The organism is Pseudomonas sp. P5_A12 (assembly GCF_056400685.1).
Map to the genome: position 1 here is coordinate 15,992 of NZ_JBFUKU010000029.1, position 18,100 is coordinate 34,091.

The 18,100-nt window shown below is 61.3% G+C and carries 18 protein-coding genes; 9 read left to right on the top strand and 9 right to left on the bottom strand.

The annotated features are described in order from the left end of the window. Positions 1-68 precede the first annotated feature (68 nt). The gene (locus tag AC1DSG_RS06725; RefSeq protein ID WP_477790177.1) at positions 69-4,385 is read right to left on the bottom strand and encodes an Lhr family helicase; all 4,317 of its coding nucleotides are present in this window, start codon (positions 4,383-4,385) and stop codon (positions 69-71) included. Between the two features lie 347 nt (positions 4,386-4,732). Between AC1DSG_RS06725 and AC1DSG_RS06730 the strand changes: the two genes are divergently transcribed. Both AC1DSG_RS06730 and AC1DSG_RS06735 read left to right on the top strand, forming a co-directional pair. Next, positions 4,733-5,617 (top strand): sugar nucleotide-binding protein, encoded by an 885-nt coding sequence (locus tag AC1DSG_RS06730; RefSeq protein ID WP_477790178.1) that lies wholly within the window; start codon positions 4,733-4,735, stop codon positions 5,615-5,617. Next, the gene (locus AC1DSG_RS06735; protein WP_477790179.1) at positions 5,610-6,539 is read left to right on the top strand and encodes an NAD-dependent epimerase/dehydratase family protein; all 930 of its coding nucleotides are present in this window, start codon (positions 5,610-5,612) and stop codon (positions 6,537-6,539) included. Before AC1DSG_RS06730 ends, AC1DSG_RS06735 begins: the two co-directional genes overlap by 8 nt. Positions 6,540-6,650: 111 nt before the next feature. Here AC1DSG_RS06735 and AC1DSG_RS06740 read toward each other — a convergent pair whose 3' ends face one another. The 5 genes from AC1DSG_RS06740 to AC1DSG_RS06760 form a co-directional block, all read right to left on the bottom strand. Next, complete coding sequence (locus tag AC1DSG_RS06740; protein ID WP_477790180.1) at positions 6,651-7,352, bottom strand: OmpW/AlkL family protein; 702 nt, start codon at positions 7,350-7,352, stop codon at positions 6,651-6,653. Between the two features lie 185 nt (positions 7,353-7,537). Continuing rightward, positions 7,538-8,056: a DUF3299 domain-containing protein gene (locus AC1DSG_RS06745; RefSeq protein WP_477790181.1), complete on the bottom strand. Its 519-nt coding sequence runs from the start codon at positions 8,054-8,056 to the stop codon at positions 7,538-7,540. A gap of 11 nt (positions 8,057-8,067) precedes the next feature. Beyond that, positions 8,068-9,333, bottom strand: a complete 1,266-nt coding sequence (locus AC1DSG_RS06750; protein ID WP_477790182.1) for an ABC transporter permease — start codon at positions 9,331-9,333, stop codon at positions 8,068-8,070. Position 9,334: 1 nt separating this feature from the next. Next, positions 9,335-10,045, bottom strand: coding sequence for an ABC transporter ATP-binding protein (locus AC1DSG_RS06755; RefSeq protein WP_477790183.1), 711 nt, complete (start codon positions 10,043-10,045; stop codon positions 9,335-9,337). Between the two features lie 135 nt (positions 10,046-10,180). Next, on the bottom strand, positions 10,181-10,756 hold the full coding sequence (locus AC1DSG_RS06760; protein ID WP_477790184.1) for a DUF2796 domain-containing protein: 576 nt from the start codon (positions 10,754-10,756) through the stop codon (positions 10,181-10,183). A 135-nt stretch (positions 10,757-10,891) separates the two neighbouring features. Here AC1DSG_RS06760 and AC1DSG_RS06765 point away from each other — a divergent pair, with 135 nt between their 5' ends. Further along, positions 10,892-11,239 carry a hypothetical protein gene (locus tag AC1DSG_RS06765; RefSeq protein ID WP_477790185.1) on the top strand — a complete coding sequence of 116 codons (348 nt, stop codon included), beginning with the start codon at positions 10,892-10,894 and terminating at the stop codon, positions 11,237-11,239. Here the strand turns inward: AC1DSG_RS06765 and trxA are convergent. From trxA to AC1DSG_RS06780, 3 genes are all read right to left on the bottom strand, one after another. Further along, positions 11,236-12,108 carry a thioredoxin gene (gene trxA, locus AC1DSG_RS06770; protein ID WP_477790186.1) on the bottom strand — a complete coding sequence of 291 codons (873 nt, stop codon included), beginning with the start codon at positions 12,106-12,108 and terminating at the stop codon, positions 11,236-11,238. The two genes, AC1DSG_RS06765 and trxA, sit on opposite strands and share 4 nt — an antisense overlap. A 181-nt stretch (positions 12,109-12,289) precedes the next feature. After that, positions 12,290-12,946, bottom strand: a complete 657-nt coding sequence (locus AC1DSG_RS06775) for a class I SAM-dependent methyltransferase (RefSeq protein ID WP_477790187.1) — start codon at positions 12,944-12,946, stop codon at positions 12,290-12,292. Beyond that, complete coding sequence (locus AC1DSG_RS06780; RefSeq protein WP_477790188.1) at positions 12,943-13,407, bottom strand: YbaY family lipoprotein; 465 nt, start codon at positions 13,405-13,407, stop codon at positions 12,943-12,945. Before AC1DSG_RS06780 ends, AC1DSG_RS06775 begins: the two co-directional genes overlap by 4 nt. A gap of 127 nt (positions 13,408-13,534) precedes the next feature. Between AC1DSG_RS06780 and nrdR the strand changes: the two genes are divergently transcribed. The 6 genes from nrdR to nusB all read left to right on the top strand — a co-directional run bounded on the left by nrdR (position 13,535) and on the right by nusB (position 18,025). Further along, positions 13,535-13,999, top strand: coding sequence for a transcriptional regulator NrdR (gene nrdR, locus AC1DSG_RS06785; protein WP_003228656.1), 465 nt, complete (start codon positions 13,535-13,537; stop codon positions 13,997-13,999). Then, positions 13,996-15,129 (top strand): bifunctional diaminohydroxyphosphoribosylaminopyrimidine deaminase/5-amino-6-(5-phosphoribosylamino)uracil reductase RibD, encoded by a 1,134-nt coding sequence (gene ribD / locus AC1DSG_RS06790; RefSeq protein ID WP_477790189.1) that lies wholly within the window; start codon positions 13,996-13,998, stop codon positions 15,127-15,129. The genes nrdR and ribD overlap by 4 nt, the downstream gene beginning before the upstream one ends. Positions 15,130-15,173: 44 nt before the next feature. Beyond that, a complete protein-coding gene (locus AC1DSG_RS06795) occupies positions 15,174-15,839 on the top strand; it encodes a riboflavin synthase (RefSeq protein ID WP_477790190.1) in 666 nt (221 codons plus the stop codon). A 30-nt stretch (positions 15,840-15,869) separates the two neighbouring features. Beyond that, complete coding sequence (gene ribBA, locus AC1DSG_RS06800; RefSeq protein WP_477790191.1) at positions 15,870-16,961, top strand: bifunctional 3,4-dihydroxy-2-butanone-4-phosphate synthase/GTP cyclohydrolase II; 1,092 nt, start codon at positions 15,870-15,872, stop codon at positions 16,959-16,961. A 90-nt stretch (positions 16,962-17,051) separates the two neighbouring features. Next, the gene (ribH, locus tag AC1DSG_RS06805; protein WP_003185938.1) at positions 17,052-17,528 is read left to right on the top strand and encodes a 6,7-dimethyl-8-ribityllumazine synthase; all 477 of its coding nucleotides are present in this window, start codon (positions 17,052-17,054) and stop codon (positions 17,526-17,528) included. Next, the gene (gene nusB, locus AC1DSG_RS06810; protein WP_007944234.1) at positions 17,525-18,025 is read left to right on the top strand and encodes a transcription antitermination factor NusB; all 501 of its coding nucleotides are present in this window, start codon (positions 17,525-17,527) and stop codon (positions 18,023-18,025) included. The genes ribH and nusB overlap by 4 nt, the downstream gene beginning before the upstream one ends. Positions 18,026-18,100 lie beyond the last annotated feature (75 nt).

An 18,100-nucleotide genomic window follows, 5' to 3' on the forward strand; every position in this document is an offset into this window, starting at 1 on the left:
TGCCTCACCGGACGCTCTTGAGACGCAGAGCATCTCTGGCTGCATTCCCACGCGGAGCGTGGGAACGATCAGTGGCGAGTCAACTTGCTGCGTATCTCTGTAGATGCCTGCTGATCCAGCTCCAGCCAGAAAACCTGCTTGCCGGCAATCTCCGCCGCCGCCGGAATTCCATCGCGATACACCAGCCGATTACTCGCCAACGGTGGTACTTTCGCCCCAGGTAACAGCGTCCCGGCCAGGTTCAACGGGTCAACCCCRCACACCGCCATCAAACTCCCGTCATGGGGCCGTCGACGTACTTCGCGCAACAGTGGAATCGCCTCGGGTAACGCAAACTGTTCACCGGCCAAACCACTGACGAACCGCCCGCCGCGTATCTCGCCCCGAGCCTCCAGCCGATGAAAAGTGCGCAGTAATTCGCGCCAGCTCGGCAGCCAATCCGCCTCACGTTCCAGCAAGCGCCAGAACACCACGCCGTAGCGTCGCAGCAAGGTCATGGCGATGTGTTCCAGTGTCTCGGCAGGTGTGGGCGCCGGACGTTGGTTATCCACAACCGGCGCGGCCGGCCCGCGGCGCAACAAGGCCCAGCGCCCGGCGTCGTCCATCCCGCCGACAAACGCCCCGCGCCCGCGTCGGCTGCTGCGATTCTGGCGTTTGCTGGCCGGGGTGATCAGCGCCCGCAATCCGGCGAAGCTGTCGGCATTCACCAACCCGGCGCCGACCAATTCCTGCAAGGCGATTTCCAGTTCCGAGCGCAGCAGATGAGCCTCGTGCATCAGCACATCGAAAAACAGTGCGCCGTGTTGGCAGAGCGCTTCGTGAACCTTTTGCGTTTTGGCTGACAGTTCACTGACCGGTATCTGCTCGGTCAAGCCGCTCCACAAGCCGACCTGACTGCGCGGCAACAACAGAATCGGCGTGCTGCGCAATGCCGTGCTGGCACCCTTGTTGCGGGCGGTCAGGCGCGTCCAGACCAGTTTGCCGCTGCGGCACAGATCATCAAGCCAACCGGGTGAATAGTCTTTGATTCGTGCCGACAAAATGTCGCTGTCCCAGGCCGATGCGGCGGCGGGATAGCCTTCGAACTGGCTGACGATGGCGGGCAATACCGCGCTGCCCTGGCCCTGAGTCGCTGCCGACAGATGCTGCCAGTCGAACAGGAAACGCATGAAATCCTGCAATGCCACGGGCTCGATTTCCCGCCGCAAACGCTTGACCGTGTAGCGATGAATTCGCGCCAGCAGATGCCGTTCGCACCATTCTTCAAGCGATGCACCGAGCGTGAAGCGGCCACGCAACACATAGCCTTCGCGTTCCAGTTGCGCCAAGGCCTGGGTGACCTGATTTGCCGCCAATCCCAGTGGTTCGGCTATCGCTGAAAGCGGCAACGGCCCAAATGCGCTAAGCCGTGCGCGGATCACTTCAAGCACGGCTTCGTCTGGCGTCCAGGCCTCATCGAAACCGGGCAACGCTTGCAGCGCCGGCAACAAAGTGGCTTGTGGATAAATCGCCTGCAAGCAGGTCAGCCGCTCCAATGGCAGCCATAGCGATTGCTCGGCATTGATCTGCAAACGACTGGCGCGACCGCTGTCGGCCAGGGCGTTCAGCCAGTCGAACCAGTGCGCATTGGCCTGGGCTTCGGCATCGGTGATGCACGCAAGGCTCATCAACGCTTCATGCATTTCATCGACGCCAGTAGGCGTCGGCCAGGCTTCGTCACGGACCGCTTGAATCGCGTCGGCATCCAGCGCACCGAGGTCGTCGGTGGACTGTGGATCGGTCCAGCGCCGGTTGAGCACCGCTTGTGTACGGCGTTCTTCCAGCGGCGCATCGTCCAGAAAAGTGTAGGGCCGGGCGCTGAGGATTTCCGCCGCCAGTGGCGAGGGCGCCGGCAGATCACGGCTGATCAGGCACACGTCACCACGCTCCATGCGCCGCAGCAACGCGAGCCAGCCTTCGCTGTCCATCGCCTCATGCAGGCAATCGTCGAGGGTCTGTTCCACCAGAGGATGGTCGGGAATTTCACGCTCACCGGCGAGGTTTTCCACGCAGGCAATCTGATCGGGAAAGACGCTGGCGATCAGGTCTTCGCTTTTCATCCGCTGGATTTGCGGCGGGACTTTACGTCCGCCGCTGTAGCGCGGAAGGGCCAGGGCAACGCCGGCATTCCAGCGCCAGCGCACGCCGAACAACGGTGCGTCGAGCACTGCCTGAATCAAGAGGTGCTCGGCGCTGTTGCTGTGCAGGTAGCGCCAGACATCGTCGAGTTCAAAGCTGTGGCTGGTGGACAGTGACAGCACGATCGCGTCTTCGCTGGCGGCGGCCTGCAATTCGAAGTTGAAGGTGCGGCAGAAACGCTTGCGCAGGGCCAGGCCCCAGGCGCGGTTGATGCGGCTGCCGAACGGGGTGTGGATGATCAGTTGCGTGCCGCCGGACTCGTCGAAAAAGCGCTCCATCAGCAACGTGTCTTGTGACGGCAGGGCACCCAGCGTCAGGCGCGCCCGGGCCAGGTAATCCACCAGTTGCTCGGCGCTGGCGACGTTCAGGCCGAGGGTGTCGGTCAGCCAGTCGAGGGCCGGTTGCAGGTTGCCCGGTGTGGCGCCGAGCAGGCCGTCGAGGTGCGCTTGCAGGCGAGCGACGGCAAACGATAATTCGGTACTGCGTCCTGGTGCTTCACCGAGCCAGAAGGGAATGGTCGGCGGTTGGCCCTGAGCGTCTTCGACCCGGACCTTGCCGGTTTCGACCCGCAGGATTCGGTAAGAGGTATTTCCCAACTGGAACACGTCCCCGGCAATGCTTTCCACGGCAAAGTCTTCGTTGACGCTGCCGATGTTCAGCCCTTGGGGTTCCAGTAAAACGCTGTAGTCGGCGTTGTCCGGAATGGTTCCGCCGCTGGTCACGGCGGTCAATTTGGCCCCCCGACGACCGCGCAGGGTGCGGGTGACGGCGTCGCGGTGCAGGTAAGCGCTGCGCATGCCCTGACGACCGTTGTAACCCTCGGCGAGCATGTGCAAGAGCGCTTGATAATGCTTTTCGTCGAGTTCGGCGTAAGGCCAAGCCTTGCGAAACGTGTCCAGTAGCGCCTGCTCTGACCATTCCTGGCAACTGACCTCGGCGATGATTTGTTGCGCAAGGACGTCCAGCGGCGTGGTGGGAATCTGCAACGTATCGAGTTCGCCGCGCCGGACGCAATCGAGCAGCGCGGTGCATTCGATCAGATCGTCGCGGGTGGTGGCGAACAAGCGGCCCTTGGGCATCCCGCCGACCTGGTGTCCGGAACGGCCGACCCGTTGCAGAAACCCTGAAATCGAGCGCGGCGAAGCGATTTGGCACACCAGGTCGACATCGCCAATGTCGATGCCCAGTTCCAGCGAAGCGGTGGCGATCAGCACTTGCAGGTCGCCGCGCTTGAGCCGTTGTTCGGCGTCCAGACGAAACTCCTTGGCCAGGCTGCCGTGGTGGGCGGCCACGGCGTGTTTGCCAAGGCGTTCGCTCAGGTGCCGGCTCAGGCGCTCAGCAAGACGCCGGGTGTTGACGAAAATCAGTGTGGTCCGGTGTTCGCGGGCGAGGGCGGCGAGGCGGTCGTAGACCAGTTCCCACACATCGTTGGCCATGACCGCTGACAACGGCACGGGCGGGACTTCGATGTCCAGGTCCCGTGGGCGGGCGTGGCCAATGTCGACGATCTCGCATGGGCGGTCGCGGCCTACCAGAAAACGTGACACCGCCTCGATGGGTTTTTGCGTGGCGGACAGACCAATGCGCACCAGCGGTTCTGCGCACAGCGCCTGCAACCGTTCAAGGCTCAGGGCCAAATGGCTGCCGCGTTTGCTGGCGGCGATGGCGTGGATTTCATCGACGATCACTGTGCGGGTGGTGCCGAGCATGCGTCGACCGGAGTCGGAGCCGAGTAGCACGTAAAGGGATTCCGGGGTGGTCACCAGAATGTGTGGCGCGGACTTGCGCATGGCTGAGCGATCTTTCTGCGGTGTGTCGCCGGTGCGCAAGGCGGTGTTGATCTGCAAGGGGGGCAGGCCCATCACGCGTAATTGCTCGGTGATCCCGGCGAGCGGGTTTTGCAGGTTGATCTGGATGTCGTTGGACAAGGCCTTGAGCGGCGAGACATAGACCACCAGGGTTTCGTCCGGCAGCCCGTCGTCGGTTTCCAGCCCCCGGTGTACCAGGTCGTCGATGACGGCGAGGAAGGCGGTGAGGGTTTTGCCGGACCCGGTGGGCGCGGCGATCAGGGTCGAGCGGCGCTGGCGAATCAACGGCCACGCCCGGGCCTGGGCGGCGGTGACCGTCGGGAAGGTGTTGCTGAACCAGGCGCTGACGGCGGGGTGGAAGCCTGCCAGGGCGCTGTCCGTCGGGATTGGCAGATTCATGGGGTCAGTTATGCGGGTGGGGGGATGAAGATGCAAGTACCGCTCGGGTTAACACTGACCTTGTGGCGAGGGAGCTTGCTCCCGTTCGGCTGCGAAGCAGTCGTAAAGTCAGTGAATGTGGTGTGTCAGGATAAACAGGGAGGCAGTTTGGGGCCGCTTCGCAACCCCAGCGGGAGCAAGTTCCTTCGCCACAGAGACCGCCATTGATTCTGGGGATCTACACTTTACGGGTGACGGTTGCGCACTAAACCCGCAAAATGCAACGATTCCAGAAATTATCAACGACATTGCCCGCGGGCCGTGTCGATAAAAGCCATCGTTCCAATCAGACTGGGCCTGCTGACTTTATGCGAATGCGCCTTATGTTACTGGGCGGCGGAAATGCCCTTGGGCAGGCGCTGATTCGCCTCGGTGCGGAGGAAGACATCGGCTTCCTCGCCCCCCGCCCCCCGCAAGACGGCTGGGATGCCGCGAGCCTGACGCAACTGCTCGACGACACCCGCCCGGACGCGTTGATCAACCTCGCCTACTACTTCGACTGGTTTCAGGCGGAAGCGGTCAGCGAGCAACGTCTGGCCGGGCAGGAGCGTGCGGTCGAGCGTCTGGCAGAATTGTGCCAGCATCACAACATCGTTCTGCTGCAACCCTCGAGCTATCGCGTGTTCAATGGCTCCCGTGCCACCGCCTACAGCGAAAAAGACGAACCGGTCCCGCTGGGACTGCGCGGCCAGTCGTTGTGGCGCATCGAACAAAGCGTTCGCGCGACTTGCCCGCAGCACGTGCTGCTGCGTTTCGGCTGGTTACTCGATGACAGTCCTGACGGCACGCTCGGGCGTTTCCTCGCGCGGGCCGAGACGCCTGACGAACTGCTGTTGGCCGACGACCGCCGGGGCAACCCGACACCGGTCGACGATGCCGCCCGTGTGATCATCTCGGTGCTCAAACAACTCGATTGTGCGGCGCCGCTGTGGGGCACCTATCATTACGCCGGGCATGAGGCGACCACGCCGCTGGCACTGGGTCAGGCTATCCTGACCGAAGCACGCCTTCTGCATACGCTGGCCATTGAAGCACCGACCGCCCAGGCGCATGCCACGCGTCCGGATGCCGCCGAAGAACCGCAACACGCGGTGCTGGCCTGCAAGAAAATTTTGCACACGTTCGGGATAAAACCTCGCGCCTGGCGCGCCGCACTCCCGGGCCTACTGGATAGGTTTTATCGCCATGGCTGACGGCCCTGTTTTAATCACTGGCGGTGCCGGTTTTATTGGTTCGCACCTGACCGATGCCTTGCTTGCCAAAGGGCATTCGGTGCGCATTCTCGATGATTTGTCCACCGGCAAGCGCAGCAACCTGCCGCTGGAGAACCCCCGCCTCGAATTGATCGTTGGCGATGTGGCCGACGCTGCTTTGGTGGCTCAGGCGATGGTCGGTTGCAGCGCCGTGGCGCACCTGGCCGCCGTGGCCTCGGTACAAGCCTCGGTGGCCGATCCGGTGAAGACACACCAGAGCAATTTCATCAGTTCGCTGAATGTCTGCGAAGCCATGCGCCAGGCCGGCGTCAAACGCGTGCTGTTTGCCTCCAGTGCGGCGGTTTACGGCAACAATGGCGAAGGTGAGTCGATCGATGAAGACACGCCCAAGGCGCCTTTGACGCCCTACGCAGTGGACAAGTTGGCGAGCGAGCACTACTTCGATTTCTACCGTCGCCAGCATGGGCTGGAGCCGGTGATTTTCCGCTTCTTCAACATCTTCGGCCCGCGTCAGGACCCGTCCTCGCCGTATTCCGGGGTGATCAGCATTTTCAGCGAACGGGCGCGCCAAGGCCTACCGATTACCGTGTTCGGTGATGGCGAGCAGACGCGCGATTTTGTCTACGTCGAGGATCTGATTGAGCTGCTGGTGCAGGCCATCGAAAAGCCGCAAGTTGAAGCGGGTGCGGTGAATGTCGGCTGGAACCAGGCGACCAGCCTCAAACAATTGCTACAAGCGCTGGAAGCGGTGATCGGCGAGTTGCCGCCCATCAGCTACGTCCCGGCGCGCTCTGGCGATATCCGCCATTCGCGGGCGAACAACCGGCGCTTGCTGGAGCGCTTTACCTTCCCTGCGCAGACACCCATGAGTGTTGGCCTGGCACGGTTGTTGGGGCGCTGAGATTTTCGCGATCACAAAAAAGGCGCCCTTGAAAGGCGCCTTTCTTGTGGCCGGTATTCGCTTCTAAGGCAATGTTTACACAGGCCGGGTTCACCACCACGTGAACGTATTTTAGAACTTGTAACCCAGGCCCACCATGTACACGAACGGGTCTACGTCCACATCGACTTTAGCCCGGGTGCCCGGCGCAATCGCGTTGTTTTCAACGGTCGCGGTGGTGTCGATGTCGATGTAGCGTACCTGGGCGTTGATCAAGATGTTGTCGGTGATCATGTAGTCAGCACCCACCTGAAACGCCATGCCCCACGAGTTGTCTGCTTCGAAGTTGCTGAAGCCCTTGGCCTGGGCTTCGCTGCCGACGTGTTCGTCGTAGATCACGGTGTAGTTGATGCCGGCGCCGAGGTACGGTTGGAAAGCGGACTTCGGGTCCAGCGGGTAGTACACGACGCTCAAGGTCGGTGGCAGCTGTTTAATGGTGCCGAGTTTACCGTTGGCCGCGGAGCCCAGGGCGGTGCCTTTGAGTTTCACGTCATGCTCGAACGGGGTGGCGGCCAGCAGCTCGATACCCCAGTGGCTGGTGAACATGTAGGCGAAGTTCAGACCCAGCTGCGTGTCGCTGCTGAGTGTGGCTTCGCCACCCAGGTCTGCACCGGCCAGCGGGCCTTGGTCGACTCTGACGCTGGAGCTGTCGCCTTTAGGGTCGACGGTGATTGCGCCGGCACGAACAAGGATATCGCCAGCCTCGAAGGCGTGGGCGAGGGGGGCTGTGAGCGCGAGGGCCAACAGCGAAGTGCTGAGCAGGGACTTGTGCATGGAGACTCCAAAGGTCGTAATAAATTTTCGTTGTACCGATGGTACAAGTTAGCTTGCTACGGACTTTTGACTCAGCTCAATGAAACGGTAATGAGGTTTTTTTGTGTTTTTGAGGACCCCATCGCGGGCAAGTCGAATCGTCGCACCGCGATGGCTATCTTATAGGCGACACAGAAATACCGGATTCACTCCGGCAATTCATACATATAAATCTTGTCCGCCTCCATCTGGTATCCGGCATCCGCCAACTCACTGGTCGACGCCTTGACCTGCATCGCCCCCTCGATCCAGTAAGGCTGATACAGTTCATCCAGCTTCACGCCGACTTCACTTTTCACATGCACGATCTGGTTCGACGGTGGTGGCGGCACGTGGATGCACGCGCCGAAATACGGCACCAGCAGAAACTCCGTGGTACGCCCGTCTTCACTCACTTCCAGCGGCACGATGTAGCCCGGCAGGCGAATGTTCTGACCATCAAGGCCTTTCACCACCGGGGCATTGGGCATGTCTTGTCTGGCGGCCGGTGCCGACTCGGCAGACAGCGTGCTGCTCATCTGCGACAGGTCGTGCAGGGGCGTCATGTTCGGCACTTCCGGCGCGGCATCCGGCGGGATCATTTCCGACCAGGTCAGGTCTTTCGGCTCGGCCGCCCACAGGGGCAGGGCGACCAGCATCAGCAGCGCAAGCAAGGCGTGGGGCATGTTCAACGTCCTCATAGTCGGATCGACAGGCCATCGGCCAACGATTGGCGATACGCGCGCCAGGCCGGCACGCTGCCCATCAGCAAAGCGGCGATCAGGATGCCACCGAGCAGCGTCCATTCATACTCGCTCGGCCACGCCAGTGGCAGGTACAAACCGTAATTGGCTTGCACATAACCCTGGGCGGCGGCGATGCACACATAGAGCAATGCCACGCCGGCAATCACCCCGGACAACGCCAGGGCGAACGCTTCCAGCACCAGCAGCGTTGCGATGTGCCATGGCCGGGCGCCCACCGAACGCAATATCGCCATCTCGCGCCGACGTTCGTTCAGGCTGGTGAGAATCGCCGTGAGCATGCCAATCAACCCGGTCAGCACCACAAATAGCGAGACCACAAACAAGGCTTTTTCTGCCGTGCTCATCAAACTCCACAACTCTTGTAGTGCCACGCCGGGCAGGATCGCCAGCATCGGCTCGCCACGGAATTCATTGATCTCGCGTTGCACCGCAAAGGTTGAAATCTTGCTGTTGAGGCCGAGCATGAACGCAGTGATCGCTTGCGGCGTGAGGTCCATGTTGCGCGCCTGATCGGCACTGATCCGCCCTTTACCTTGCGCCGGCACACCGTTGTGCCAGTCGACGTGAATTGCCTCCATGCCGCCAAGGCTGATGTGCAGCGTGCGGTCCACCGGAGTGCCGGTGCGTTTGAGAATGCCGACCACCGTGAATGGTTTGTCGTCGTGCTTGACCAGGCTGATCACCGCCACGCCGTGGGCCAGCACCAGTTTGTCGCCGAGCTTGTAGTGCAATGCATCCGCCACTTCGGCACCGAGCACCACTTCAAACGGGTCGGTGGCAAAGGCGCGACCGTCGGCCAATTCCAGGTGTTGCTGATGGCCGTACTGGTAGTGCTCGAAGTAGGCCTCGGTGGTGCCCATCACCCGATAACCGCGATGGGAGTCACCAAGGGACATCGGTATCGCCCACTTCACTTTCGGGTCGTTGGCGAAGTGTTCGAAGCTGTCCCAGCGGATGTTGTTGGTGGCATTGCCAATGCGGAACACCGAGTACAGCAACAGGTTCACTGAACCGGAGCGCGCGCCGACAATCAGGTCGGTGCCGCTGATGGTGCTGGCGAAACTGGCTTTGGCTTCGGTGCGCACCCGTTCCACCGCCAACAGCAGGCACACCGACAGGGCGATGGCGAACGCGGTGAGAATCGCGGTGAAGCGCCGGTTAGCCAGACTGGCCATGGCTAGACGAAACAAATACATCTCAGACCTCGGACGGGGTGGCGGCTCGATTGAGCTCGGCCAGCGACAGGTTTCGATCGAACAACGGCGCGAGGCTCTGGTCATGGCTGACAAACAACAGGCTCGACCCGGCTTCACGGCATTCGGCGAACAACAGGCGAATGAAATTTTCGCGTGCGTCGTAGTCCAGGGCTGACGTCGGTTCGTCGGCGATGACCAATTCCGGCTGGCCGATCAGCGCGCGCGCAGCAGCCACGCGTTGCTGCTGGCCGATAGACAGCGAGTCGGCGCGACGGCTGAGGATGCTTTCATCCTTCAAGCCCAAATGGGCGAGCAGGGTGGCCGCGGCTTGATCAACGCTGCCATGGCGTTGTTTCGCCCGTTCGGCGCGCAACCTGGAGAAGTGACAAGGCAGTTCGACGTTCTCGCGCACCGACAGAAACGGCAGCAAATTGAATTGCTGGAAGATATAGCCGGTGTGATCGACGCGGAACCGGTCGCGCGCACCGGCACCCAGTTCGGTCAGCTCTTGGCCAAGCAGACGAATGCTCCCTCGATCGGGCTTCTGCACGCCACCGAGCAGGCCGAGCAGGGTGGTTTTGCCACTGCCGCTGGGACCTTTGAGGAACAGGGTGTCGCCAGGTTCCAGGCGAAACGCCGGGATGTCCAGCAACGGCGGGTGGCCGGGCCAACTGAAGCCCAGGTCGGACAGTTCGATGAGTGCTTGGGTCATAGCGCCGATTTCATGGGTGTTGATAAACCTGTGGGAGCRAGCCTGCTCGCGATGGCGGCCTTCCAGTCAACACAGATGCTGAATGTTATGGCCTCATCGCGAGCAGGCTCGCTCCCACATTGGATCTTCGGTGGATCAGAATTTCAGGGCGGCCGCCTTGGCTGTCACTTCAACACCTTGCTGCCCGCTCGGGCTGATCAGTTGTACCTGAATTTTCTGGGTCGCCGGGAACGTGTTGAAGATATTCGCCAGGTCGAGGTTTTTCAGCGCGCCTGGGGCTGCGCAGGTGAATTGGTAGTGAGCGTGGATTTCGCTGTGGTCGCGATGATGCGGGTCTTTAGCGTCTTCATCATGATCATCGGCGTCCGGCTTGTCACCGAACAACGGGCTTTCCAGTTCCTGCATGGCGACCACGCAACCCGCTGCTTTTGGCACGTTGAACAGCACCAATGGTTTTTCGAGTTGCCCACGCACAGTGGCGACTTTGGCTTTGTCGGCATCCGTGGTGGCGGTGTGTTCAAAGCCCACCAGGTTCATCGCCGGGCTTTCCAGCTCCAGCTCCAGGGTCTGGCCATCCAGAGCGGCGTTCAAGCGACTGACGCCATGCTCGTGGGCGCCGAGGCTGCCGTGTTCATGATCATGTTCGTCAGCGGCGTGGGCGACCGCGAGCGGCAACAAGGCAAACGGCAAAGCGAGCAGCAGACGGCGCATGGTGGGTCCTCAAAAAGTAAAATGAAGTATTTGTTATGTAATCTTATAACGTTGGCGAGGAGAGTTTGACCGGCTACTTGGCGTTGCACAAGTCCCATGGGAGCATGCAGGTCAGAAATGTGCAGGAGCAGAGGTATGTTGCGTATACGCGGAAGCATCGGCGACTGGCCGGTGGATTTGACGCTGGAGATGGATGACGGCGATTGGGCACGGCTCGGCGCGCAGTTGCAGGTAAGCAAGCCCGAAACCAGTGTCGCCCCGGCCAAACCGGTGACTCAGGATGAAGCGCTGTGGCAGGTCGCCAGGGACCTGTTGCGCAAGGCCGGGCAATTGAGCGGGCCGGATTTGCTCGATCAGCTGGAAGCTCTGACCGGCAGCGCGGCGTCGGGCAAGCGCTTGTTGGTGCGCTTGCGCCATAGCGCCGATGTGAAGGTGTCGAGCGGCGGTGATACGCCGCTCTACAGTTGGATCGAACCGGCTTAGTACAGCGCGGCGAACAACTTGCGGCGGTACGTGGTCACCAGCGGGTGGTCATTGCCCAGCAATTCGAACACCTGCAGCAAAGTCTTGTGCGGCAAACCTTCGCTGTAGCTGCGATTGCGGATGAACAGCTTGAGCAACGCGTCCAGCGCCGCGTCGTACTGCTGGCGAGCCAATTGCTGAACCGCCAGCTGATAGACCGCTTCATCATCCTGCGGATTTTTCGCCAGGCGTGCCTTCAGGTCTGCCGCATCCGGCAAATCCTTGGACTGGCCGAGAAACTGGATCTGCGCCTTGGCACCGGCCAGCGCCGCTTTGTGTTCATCGCTCTTGACCGCGTCGAGCACGGTTTGCGCTTCACCTAACTCACCGCGCTCGGTGAGGCAACGGGCGTAGAGAATCAGCGCTTTGGCGTTGGTATTGTCTTCGCCCAGCAGCACTTTCAGCACGGCTTCGGCGTCGGCGAAGCGACTGTCTTCGAACAACGCCTGAGCTTGTTCGAACGGGTCGGCGGCGGCCGGTGGCGGCATCTGAACGTGAGGCTCAAGCATCGCCCGCACTGCGGATTCCGGCTGTGCACCGGCAAAACCGTCGACCGGTTGACCATCTTTAAACAGCACCACGGTCGGCAGGCTGCGAATCCCGAAACGGGCGACGACGTCTTGTTCCAGATCGCAGTTGACCTTGGCCAGCAGCAACTCTCCCTGATAGCTCTCGGCAATGGTCTGCAGCAACGGCATCAGCACTTTGCAGGGCGCGCACCATTCGGCCCAGAAGTCCACCAGCACCGGTTTGTGGAAGGAGTTCTCTATCACCGACTGGTCGAAATCAGCAGTCGTGGCGTCGAAGATGTACGGCGTTTCCTGACTCATGGGGGATCTCTTGGAAGCGTGAATGGGGCAACTATACGGCTTGGCGGGGGGTGGCCGGAAGCCGGAGCACTGATCGTTCCCACGCTCCGCGTGGGAATGCCTCCAGTGRCGCTCTGCGTCACGCCGTACGAAGGGACGCGGAGCGTCCGGGGCTGCATTCCCACGCAGAGCGTGGGAACGATCATGACCGGGTGGCGTGGTAAAGGCTCACATGCCGAAACTCTTCAGGCTCGGCCAGATCCGGCAATGTCATCGCTTCCAGCATTTCAATGCGCTGATACAACGGATGACGAAAATCCCTGACGCGAGAATCGGCCACCAGCGCCTCTTTGCCTCGGGTTAAAAACTCATCGAGCAGTGGCAGATTCGCCCGGTCGTAGAGCACATCGGCGACCAAAATCAGATCAAACCGGTCTGCCTCGGCGAAAAAGTCGGTCGAGTAGGTGAGGTGGACATCATTGAGTTGCGCGTTCGCCCGGCATGCGGCAATCGCCAGCGGGTCGAGGTCACAGGCCACCACTTCCAGCGCACCGGCCTTCACGGCTGCAATCCCCGCGACACCGGAACCGGCACCGAAATCCAGCACCCGTTTGCCTTTGACCCACTCGGGGAACTCGACGAGATAGCGCGCCACCGCCAGGCCGCTGGCCCAGCAAAAACTCCAGTACGGCGGCTCATGCAGAATCCGCCGGGTTTCCTCCGGGCTGAACGCGCGGTCCATGTTGTCGCCGTCGATCAGCCAGAGTTTCAGGTCGGTCTCAGGCAGTGCGACAGGTACAAGCTGCGCATCACCGAGCAGTTCACCCAAGGCCTGTTGCAGGTCGAGCGGTGCATTCATGGCGCTTTGACAAATTGCAGCTGACCCAAAGCCTGGGTGGTTGGCTGCGAGATGATCCGCGACGGCAGATGCAAAATCAGCTGCCCGGACTGGCTGGCACGGCCGCGCAGTTCAACGCGGGCACCRGACGGGAACGATTCCGGGTTGAAGCGCAGGTGAAACGGCAGCACTTGATTGGTGCCGATCAGGCTGGAGCTGGCAAGCAATTGTTGCGGGCGATCCTTTTCGTCGATCACCAGCAGCGCCAGTTCGACTTCGGCCCCGGCCGGCACGCCTTGCAAGGTACCGCTCAATTCACGTTGATACGCCGGTAGCGGTCCGAGGTTGGCCGACTCTTGCGCTTTTTTCTGCGCAGCCTGCGGGGCGGGCCCTGGCGTCGGCGGCTGGGGCTGGGGCGCATCGCTGCTGCAGGCCACCAGCAGGCTGAAAAGACTGAGCAAAACGAGCGGTCTTAAGGACATTTACGGCTCCAGCGAGGTGAAATCCATGGATCAAACACTATAGCCGTCTGTATACCGCAAACCCTATGGCTTGTCTTGCCACGGGGATGCGCTACCATGGCCCTCCCTTTTTTTGTTGCCTGCCACCATGCACTGTCCCTTCTGCGGTGCCAACGACACCAAGGTCATCGACTCGCGTCTGGTCGCCGAGGGCGAACAGGTGCGCCGCCGGCGTGAATGCCTGGCCTGCGGCGAGCGTTTCACGACGTTCGAGACTGCCGAACTGGTGTTGCCGCGCCTGATCAAAACCGACGGCAGCCGTCAGCCGTTCGACGAAGAAAAACTGCGCGCCGGCATGCAACGTGCGCTGGAGAAGCGCCCGGTGAGTGTCGAGCGCCTCGAATCGTCGCTGGTGCACATCAAACACAAACTGCGTGCCACCGGTGAGCGAGAGGTCAAATCCCTCGTGGTCGGTGAACTGGTGATGGCCGAGCTGCAAAAGCTCGATGAAGTCGCCTACATTCGCTTCGCTTCGGTGTATCGCCGCTTCCAGGACCTCAACGAGTTCCGCGAAGAGATCGATCGCCTGGCCCGTGAGCCGGTGAAAGAATGAATACGCCCGCAGAACTTGCCATCCTCGATGCCCATTACATGGCCCGCGCGCTGGAACTGGCGCGTAAAGGCCATTACACGACCCACCCCAACCCTCGGGTGGGCTGTGTGATCGTGCGTGACGGGCAGATTGTCGGCGAAGGCTGGCACGTGCGCACCGGCGAACCGCATGCGGAAGTCCACGCCCTGCAAGCCGCCGGCGACGAGGCCCGTGGCGCCACCGCCTACGTGACGCTGGAGCCGTGCAGCCACCACGGCCGCACGCCGCCCTGCGCCGATGCCCTGGTGAATGCCGGGGTCGCCCGTGTGGTCGCGGCCATGCAGGACCCGAACCCGGAAGTCGCCGGTCGCGGTCTGCAACGCCTGGCCCAAGCCGGTATCGCTACCGAAAGCGGCGTGCTGGAAGGTGAAGCGCGCCAGCTCAATCAAGGTTTTCTCAAGCGCATGGAGTACGGCTTGCCGTTCGTGCGGGTCAAGTTGGCCATGAGCCTGGACGGTCGCACTGCGATGGAAAGTGGCGAAAGCCAATGGATCACCGGCCCGGCGGCGCGTTCGGCGGTGCAACGCCTGCGTGCACAGGCCAGCGTGGTGCTGACCGGTGCCGACACGGTGCTGGCGGACAATGCCCGGTTGACCGTGCGTGCTGACGAATTAGGCCTGGACCCGGAGCAAACCGCTTTGGCCATGAGCCGGCCGCCGCTGCGCGTGCTGATCGATGGTCGTCTGCGGGTGCCGCTGAATGCGCCGTTCTTCAAGTCCGGCCCGGCGTTGGTCGCCACTTGCGTAGCAGTTGAGGAGCAGTACGCCAACGGCCCGGAATGCCTGATCGTGCCCGGCGTTGACGGTCAGGTCGATCTGCATCAGTTGCTCATCGAACTCGCCCATCGCGGAGTCAATGAAGTGCTGGTCGAAGCCGGTCCCCGACTGGCCGGCGCTTTCGCTCAGCAAGGCCTGGTGGATGAGTTCCAGATTTTCATCGCCGGCAAGTTCCTCGGCTCCTCGGCGCGGCCACTGCTCGACTGGCCGCTCGCGCACATGAAGGATGCGCCCGAGCTCAAAATCACCGAAATTCGTGCGGTTGGCGATGACTGGCGGGTCACTGCCATTCCTTCGCCAGCCGCCAGCGTATAATTCCTGGCCGCTGCCTAGACGGCTTTGTTCTCGAGGAGGGCTCCATGTTTACCGGCATCATCGAATCCATCGGCAGTATTCGTGCATTGACCCCAAAAGGCGGAGATGTGCGGGTACACGTAGCAACCGGCAAGCTCGACCTGAGCGACGTCAAACTGGGCGACAGCATCGCGGTCAACGGCGTGTGCCTGACTGCCGTTGAGTTGCCTGGCAACGGCTTTGCCGCCGATGTCAGCCGCGAAACCCTCGACTGCACGGCCATGAATGACCTCAAAAGCGGCAGCCCGGTGAACCTGGAAAAGGCCCTGACCCCGACCACTCGCCTCGGCGGGCATCTGGTCAGCGGTCATGTCGATGGCGTGGGCGAAGTGGTTACCCGTACCGAAAATGCGCGTGCCGTTGAGTTCCGCATCCGCGCCCCTAAAGACCTGGCCAAGTACATCGCCCATAAAGGCTCAATCACTGTCGACGGCACCAGCCTGACCGTGAACGCGGTCGATGGCGCCGAGTTCCTGCTGACGATCATTCCGCACACCCTGAGCGAAACCATCATGGCGTCGTACCAGCCAGGTCGCCGGGTGAACCTGGAAGTCGACTTGCTGGCCCGTTATCTGGAGCGCCTGCTGCTGGGCGACAAGGCCGCCGAGCCTACGACTGGCAGCACCATTACTGAAAGCTTTCTGGCCCAAAACGGCTACCTCAAATCCTGAAGCTCAAATTTCAAAGAAAGGGGGTGCCTTGTGGCGCTCAATAGCATCGAAGAACTGGTTGAAGATATCCGCCAAGGCAAGATGGTCATCCTCATGGATGACGAAGACCGCGAGAACGAAGGCGACCTGATCATGGCCGCCGAGTGCTGCAAGCCCGAGCACATCAACTTCATGGCCAAGCACGCCCGTGGCCTGATTTGCATGCCGATGAGCCGCGAGCGCTGCGAACTGCTGAAACTGCCGTTGATGGCGCCACGCAACGGTTCCGGCTTCGGCACCAAGTTCACCGTGTCGATCGAAGCGGCCGAAGGCGTAACCACCGGCATCTCCGCCGCCGACCGCGCGCGCACTGTGCAAGCGGCCGCCGCCAAAGACGCCAAGGCTGAAGACATCGTCAGCCCTGGCCACATCTTCCCGCTGATGGCCCAGGCTGGTGGCACTCTGGCCCGCGCTGGTCACACTGAAGCCGCCTGCGACCTGGCGCGCATGGCCGGTTTCGAACCAAGCGGAGTGATCTGCGAAGTGATGAACGACGACGGCACCATGTCCCGTCGCGCTGAACTGGAAGCGTTCGCCGCTGAACACAACATCAAGATCGGCACCATCGCCGACCTGATCCACTATCGGATGATCCACGAACGTACCGTTCAGCGGATTGCCGAGCAGCCACTGGACAGCGAACTGGGCCAATTCAACCTGGTGACCTATCGTGATTCCGTGGAAGGCGACGTGCACATGGCCCTGACCCTGGGCACTGTCTGCGCCGAAGAACCGACTCTGGTTCGCGTGCACAACATGGACCCGCTGCGCGACCTGCTGATGGTCAAGCAACCGGGCCGCTGGAGCCTGCGCGCCGCCATGGCTGCGGTTGCCGAGGCTGGCAGCGGTGTGGTGCTGTTACTTGGTCACCCGCTCGATGGCGACGTGTTGCTGGCACACATTCGCGAAACCGCTGATCAAGCGGCCGTGAAAAAACCGACCACCTACAGCATCGTCGGTGCCGGTTCGCAGATCCTTCGGGACCTGGGCGTACGCAAAATGCGCCTGATGAGTGCGCCAATGAAATTTAATGCGATATCCGGTTTCGATCTGGAAGTTGTAGAATACGTGCCCTCCGAATAATGACCGGTTGTTTCCAGTCCTTGATTCGCGGCTAAAAAATCACTGAGGGACGCGTAGAAACGCGTCCCGGCTCTTTAAGAGATCTAACGAATGACCCTGAAGACCATCGAAGGTACCTTCATCGCCCCTAAAGGCCGCTACGCTTTGGTAGTGGGCCGTTTCAACAGCTTTGTCGTTGAAAGTCTGGTCAGCGGTGCAGTGGATGCCCTGGTTCGCCACGGCGTAAGCGAAAGTGACATCACCATCATCCGCGCTCCTGGCGCCTTCGAAATTCCGCTGGTTGCGCAGAAAGTCGCTCAGAAGGGCGAATACGCGGCAATCATCGCTCTGGGCGCGGTCATTCGTGGCGGTACTCCGCACTTCGAATACGTGGCAGGCGAATGCACCAAGGGCCTGGCCCAGGTGTCCATGGAGTTCGGCGTTCCAGTCGCTTTCGGCGTGCTGACCGTTGATTCCATCGAGCAAGCCATCGAACGTTCCGGCACCAAGGCCGGTAACAAAGGTGCTGAAGCTGCCCTGTCCGCTCTGGAAATGGTCAGCCTGCTGGCGCAGTTGGAGGCCAAGTGATTAGCGACGAAAGCGATCGTTTCAACCCGCGCGATCCAAAGCCTGCGGATGCCGGCAAGCCATCGAAAAGCGTCAAGCGTCGCGAAGCCCGTCAGCTCGCGACTCAGGCGCTGTACCAATGGCACATGGCCAAGCAGTCTTTGAACGAGATCGAAGCGCAGTTCCGGGTCGATAACGATTTCAGTGATGTCGATGCCGCGTACTTCCACGACATCCTGCACGGCGTTCCGGCGCACCGCACCGAGATCGATACGGCCCTGGCTCCGTGCCTGGACATTACGATCGAAGAGCTGGACCCGGTTGAACTGGCCGTTCTGCGCCTGTCCACCTGGGAATTGATCAAGCGCGTCGACGTGCCGTACCGCGTTGTGATCAACGAAGGTATCGAACTGGCGAAAGTCTTCGGTTCCACCGATGGCCACAAGTTCGTCAACGGTGTACTCGACAAACTGGCCCCGCGTCTGCGTGAAGCTGAAGTGAAGGCGTTCAAGCGCTGATTTGCGCTTGCAGTGTCCTGTCTCRCCRATACTGTTCRTTTTTTAGCGGCGTCTGGTGTCGCCATACTGCGTTGC

Bases quoted from the DNA above. Each gene is read 5' to 3' on its own strand.
- AC1DSG_RS06730 (WP_477790178.1), top strand. From the start codon at position 4,733: ATGCGAATGCGCCTTATGTTACTGGGCGGCGGAAATGCCCTTGGGCAG.
- AC1DSG_RS06735 (WP_477790179.1), top strand. From the start codon at position 5,610: ATGGCTGACGGCCCTGTTTTAATCACTGGCGGTGCCGGTTTTATTGGT.
- AC1DSG_RS06740 (WP_477790180.1), bottom strand. From the start codon at position 7,352: ATGCACAAGTCCCTGCTCAGCACTTCGCTGTTGGCCCTCGCGCTCACA.
- AC1DSG_RS06745 (WP_477790181.1), bottom strand. From the start codon at position 8,056: ATGCCCCACGCCTTGCTTGCGCTGCTGATGCTGGTCGCCCTGCCCCTG.
- AC1DSG_RS06750 (WP_477790182.1), bottom strand. From the start codon at position 9,333: ATGTATTTGTTTCGTCTAGCCATGGCCAGTCTGGCTAACCGGCGCTTC.
- AC1DSG_RS06755 (WP_477790183.1), bottom strand. From the start codon at position 10,045: ATGACCCAAGCACTCATCGAACTGTCCGACCTGGGCTTCAGTTGGCCC.
- AC1DSG_RS06760 (WP_477790184.1), bottom strand. From the start codon at position 10,756: ATGCGCCGTCTGCTGCTCGCTTTGCCGTTTGCCTTGTTGCCGCTCGCG.
- AC1DSG_RS06765 (WP_477790185.1), top strand. From the start codon at position 10,892: ATGTTGCGTATACGCGGAAGCATCGGCGACTGGCCGGTGGATTTGACG.
- trxA (WP_477790186.1), bottom strand. From the start codon at position 12,108: ATGAGTCAGGAAACGCCGTACATCTTCGACGCCACGACTGCTGATTTC.
- AC1DSG_RS06775 (WP_477790187.1), bottom strand. From the start codon at position 12,946: ATGAATGCACCGCTCGACCTGCAACAGGCCTTGGGTGAACTGCTCGGT.
- nrdR (WP_003228656.1), top strand. From the start codon at position 13,535: ATGCACTGTCCCTTCTGCGGTGCCAACGACACCAAGGTCATCGACTCG.
- ribD (WP_477790189.1), top strand. From the start codon at position 13,996: ATGAATACGCCCGCAGAACTTGCCATCCTCGATGCCCATTACATGGCC.
- AC1DSG_RS06795 (WP_477790190.1), top strand. From the start codon at position 15,174: ATGTTTACCGGCATCATCGAATCCATCGGCAGTATTCGTGCATTGACC.
- ribH (WP_003185938.1), top strand. From the start codon at position 17,052: ATGACCCTGAAGACCATCGAAGGTACCTTCATCGCCCCTAAAGGCCGC.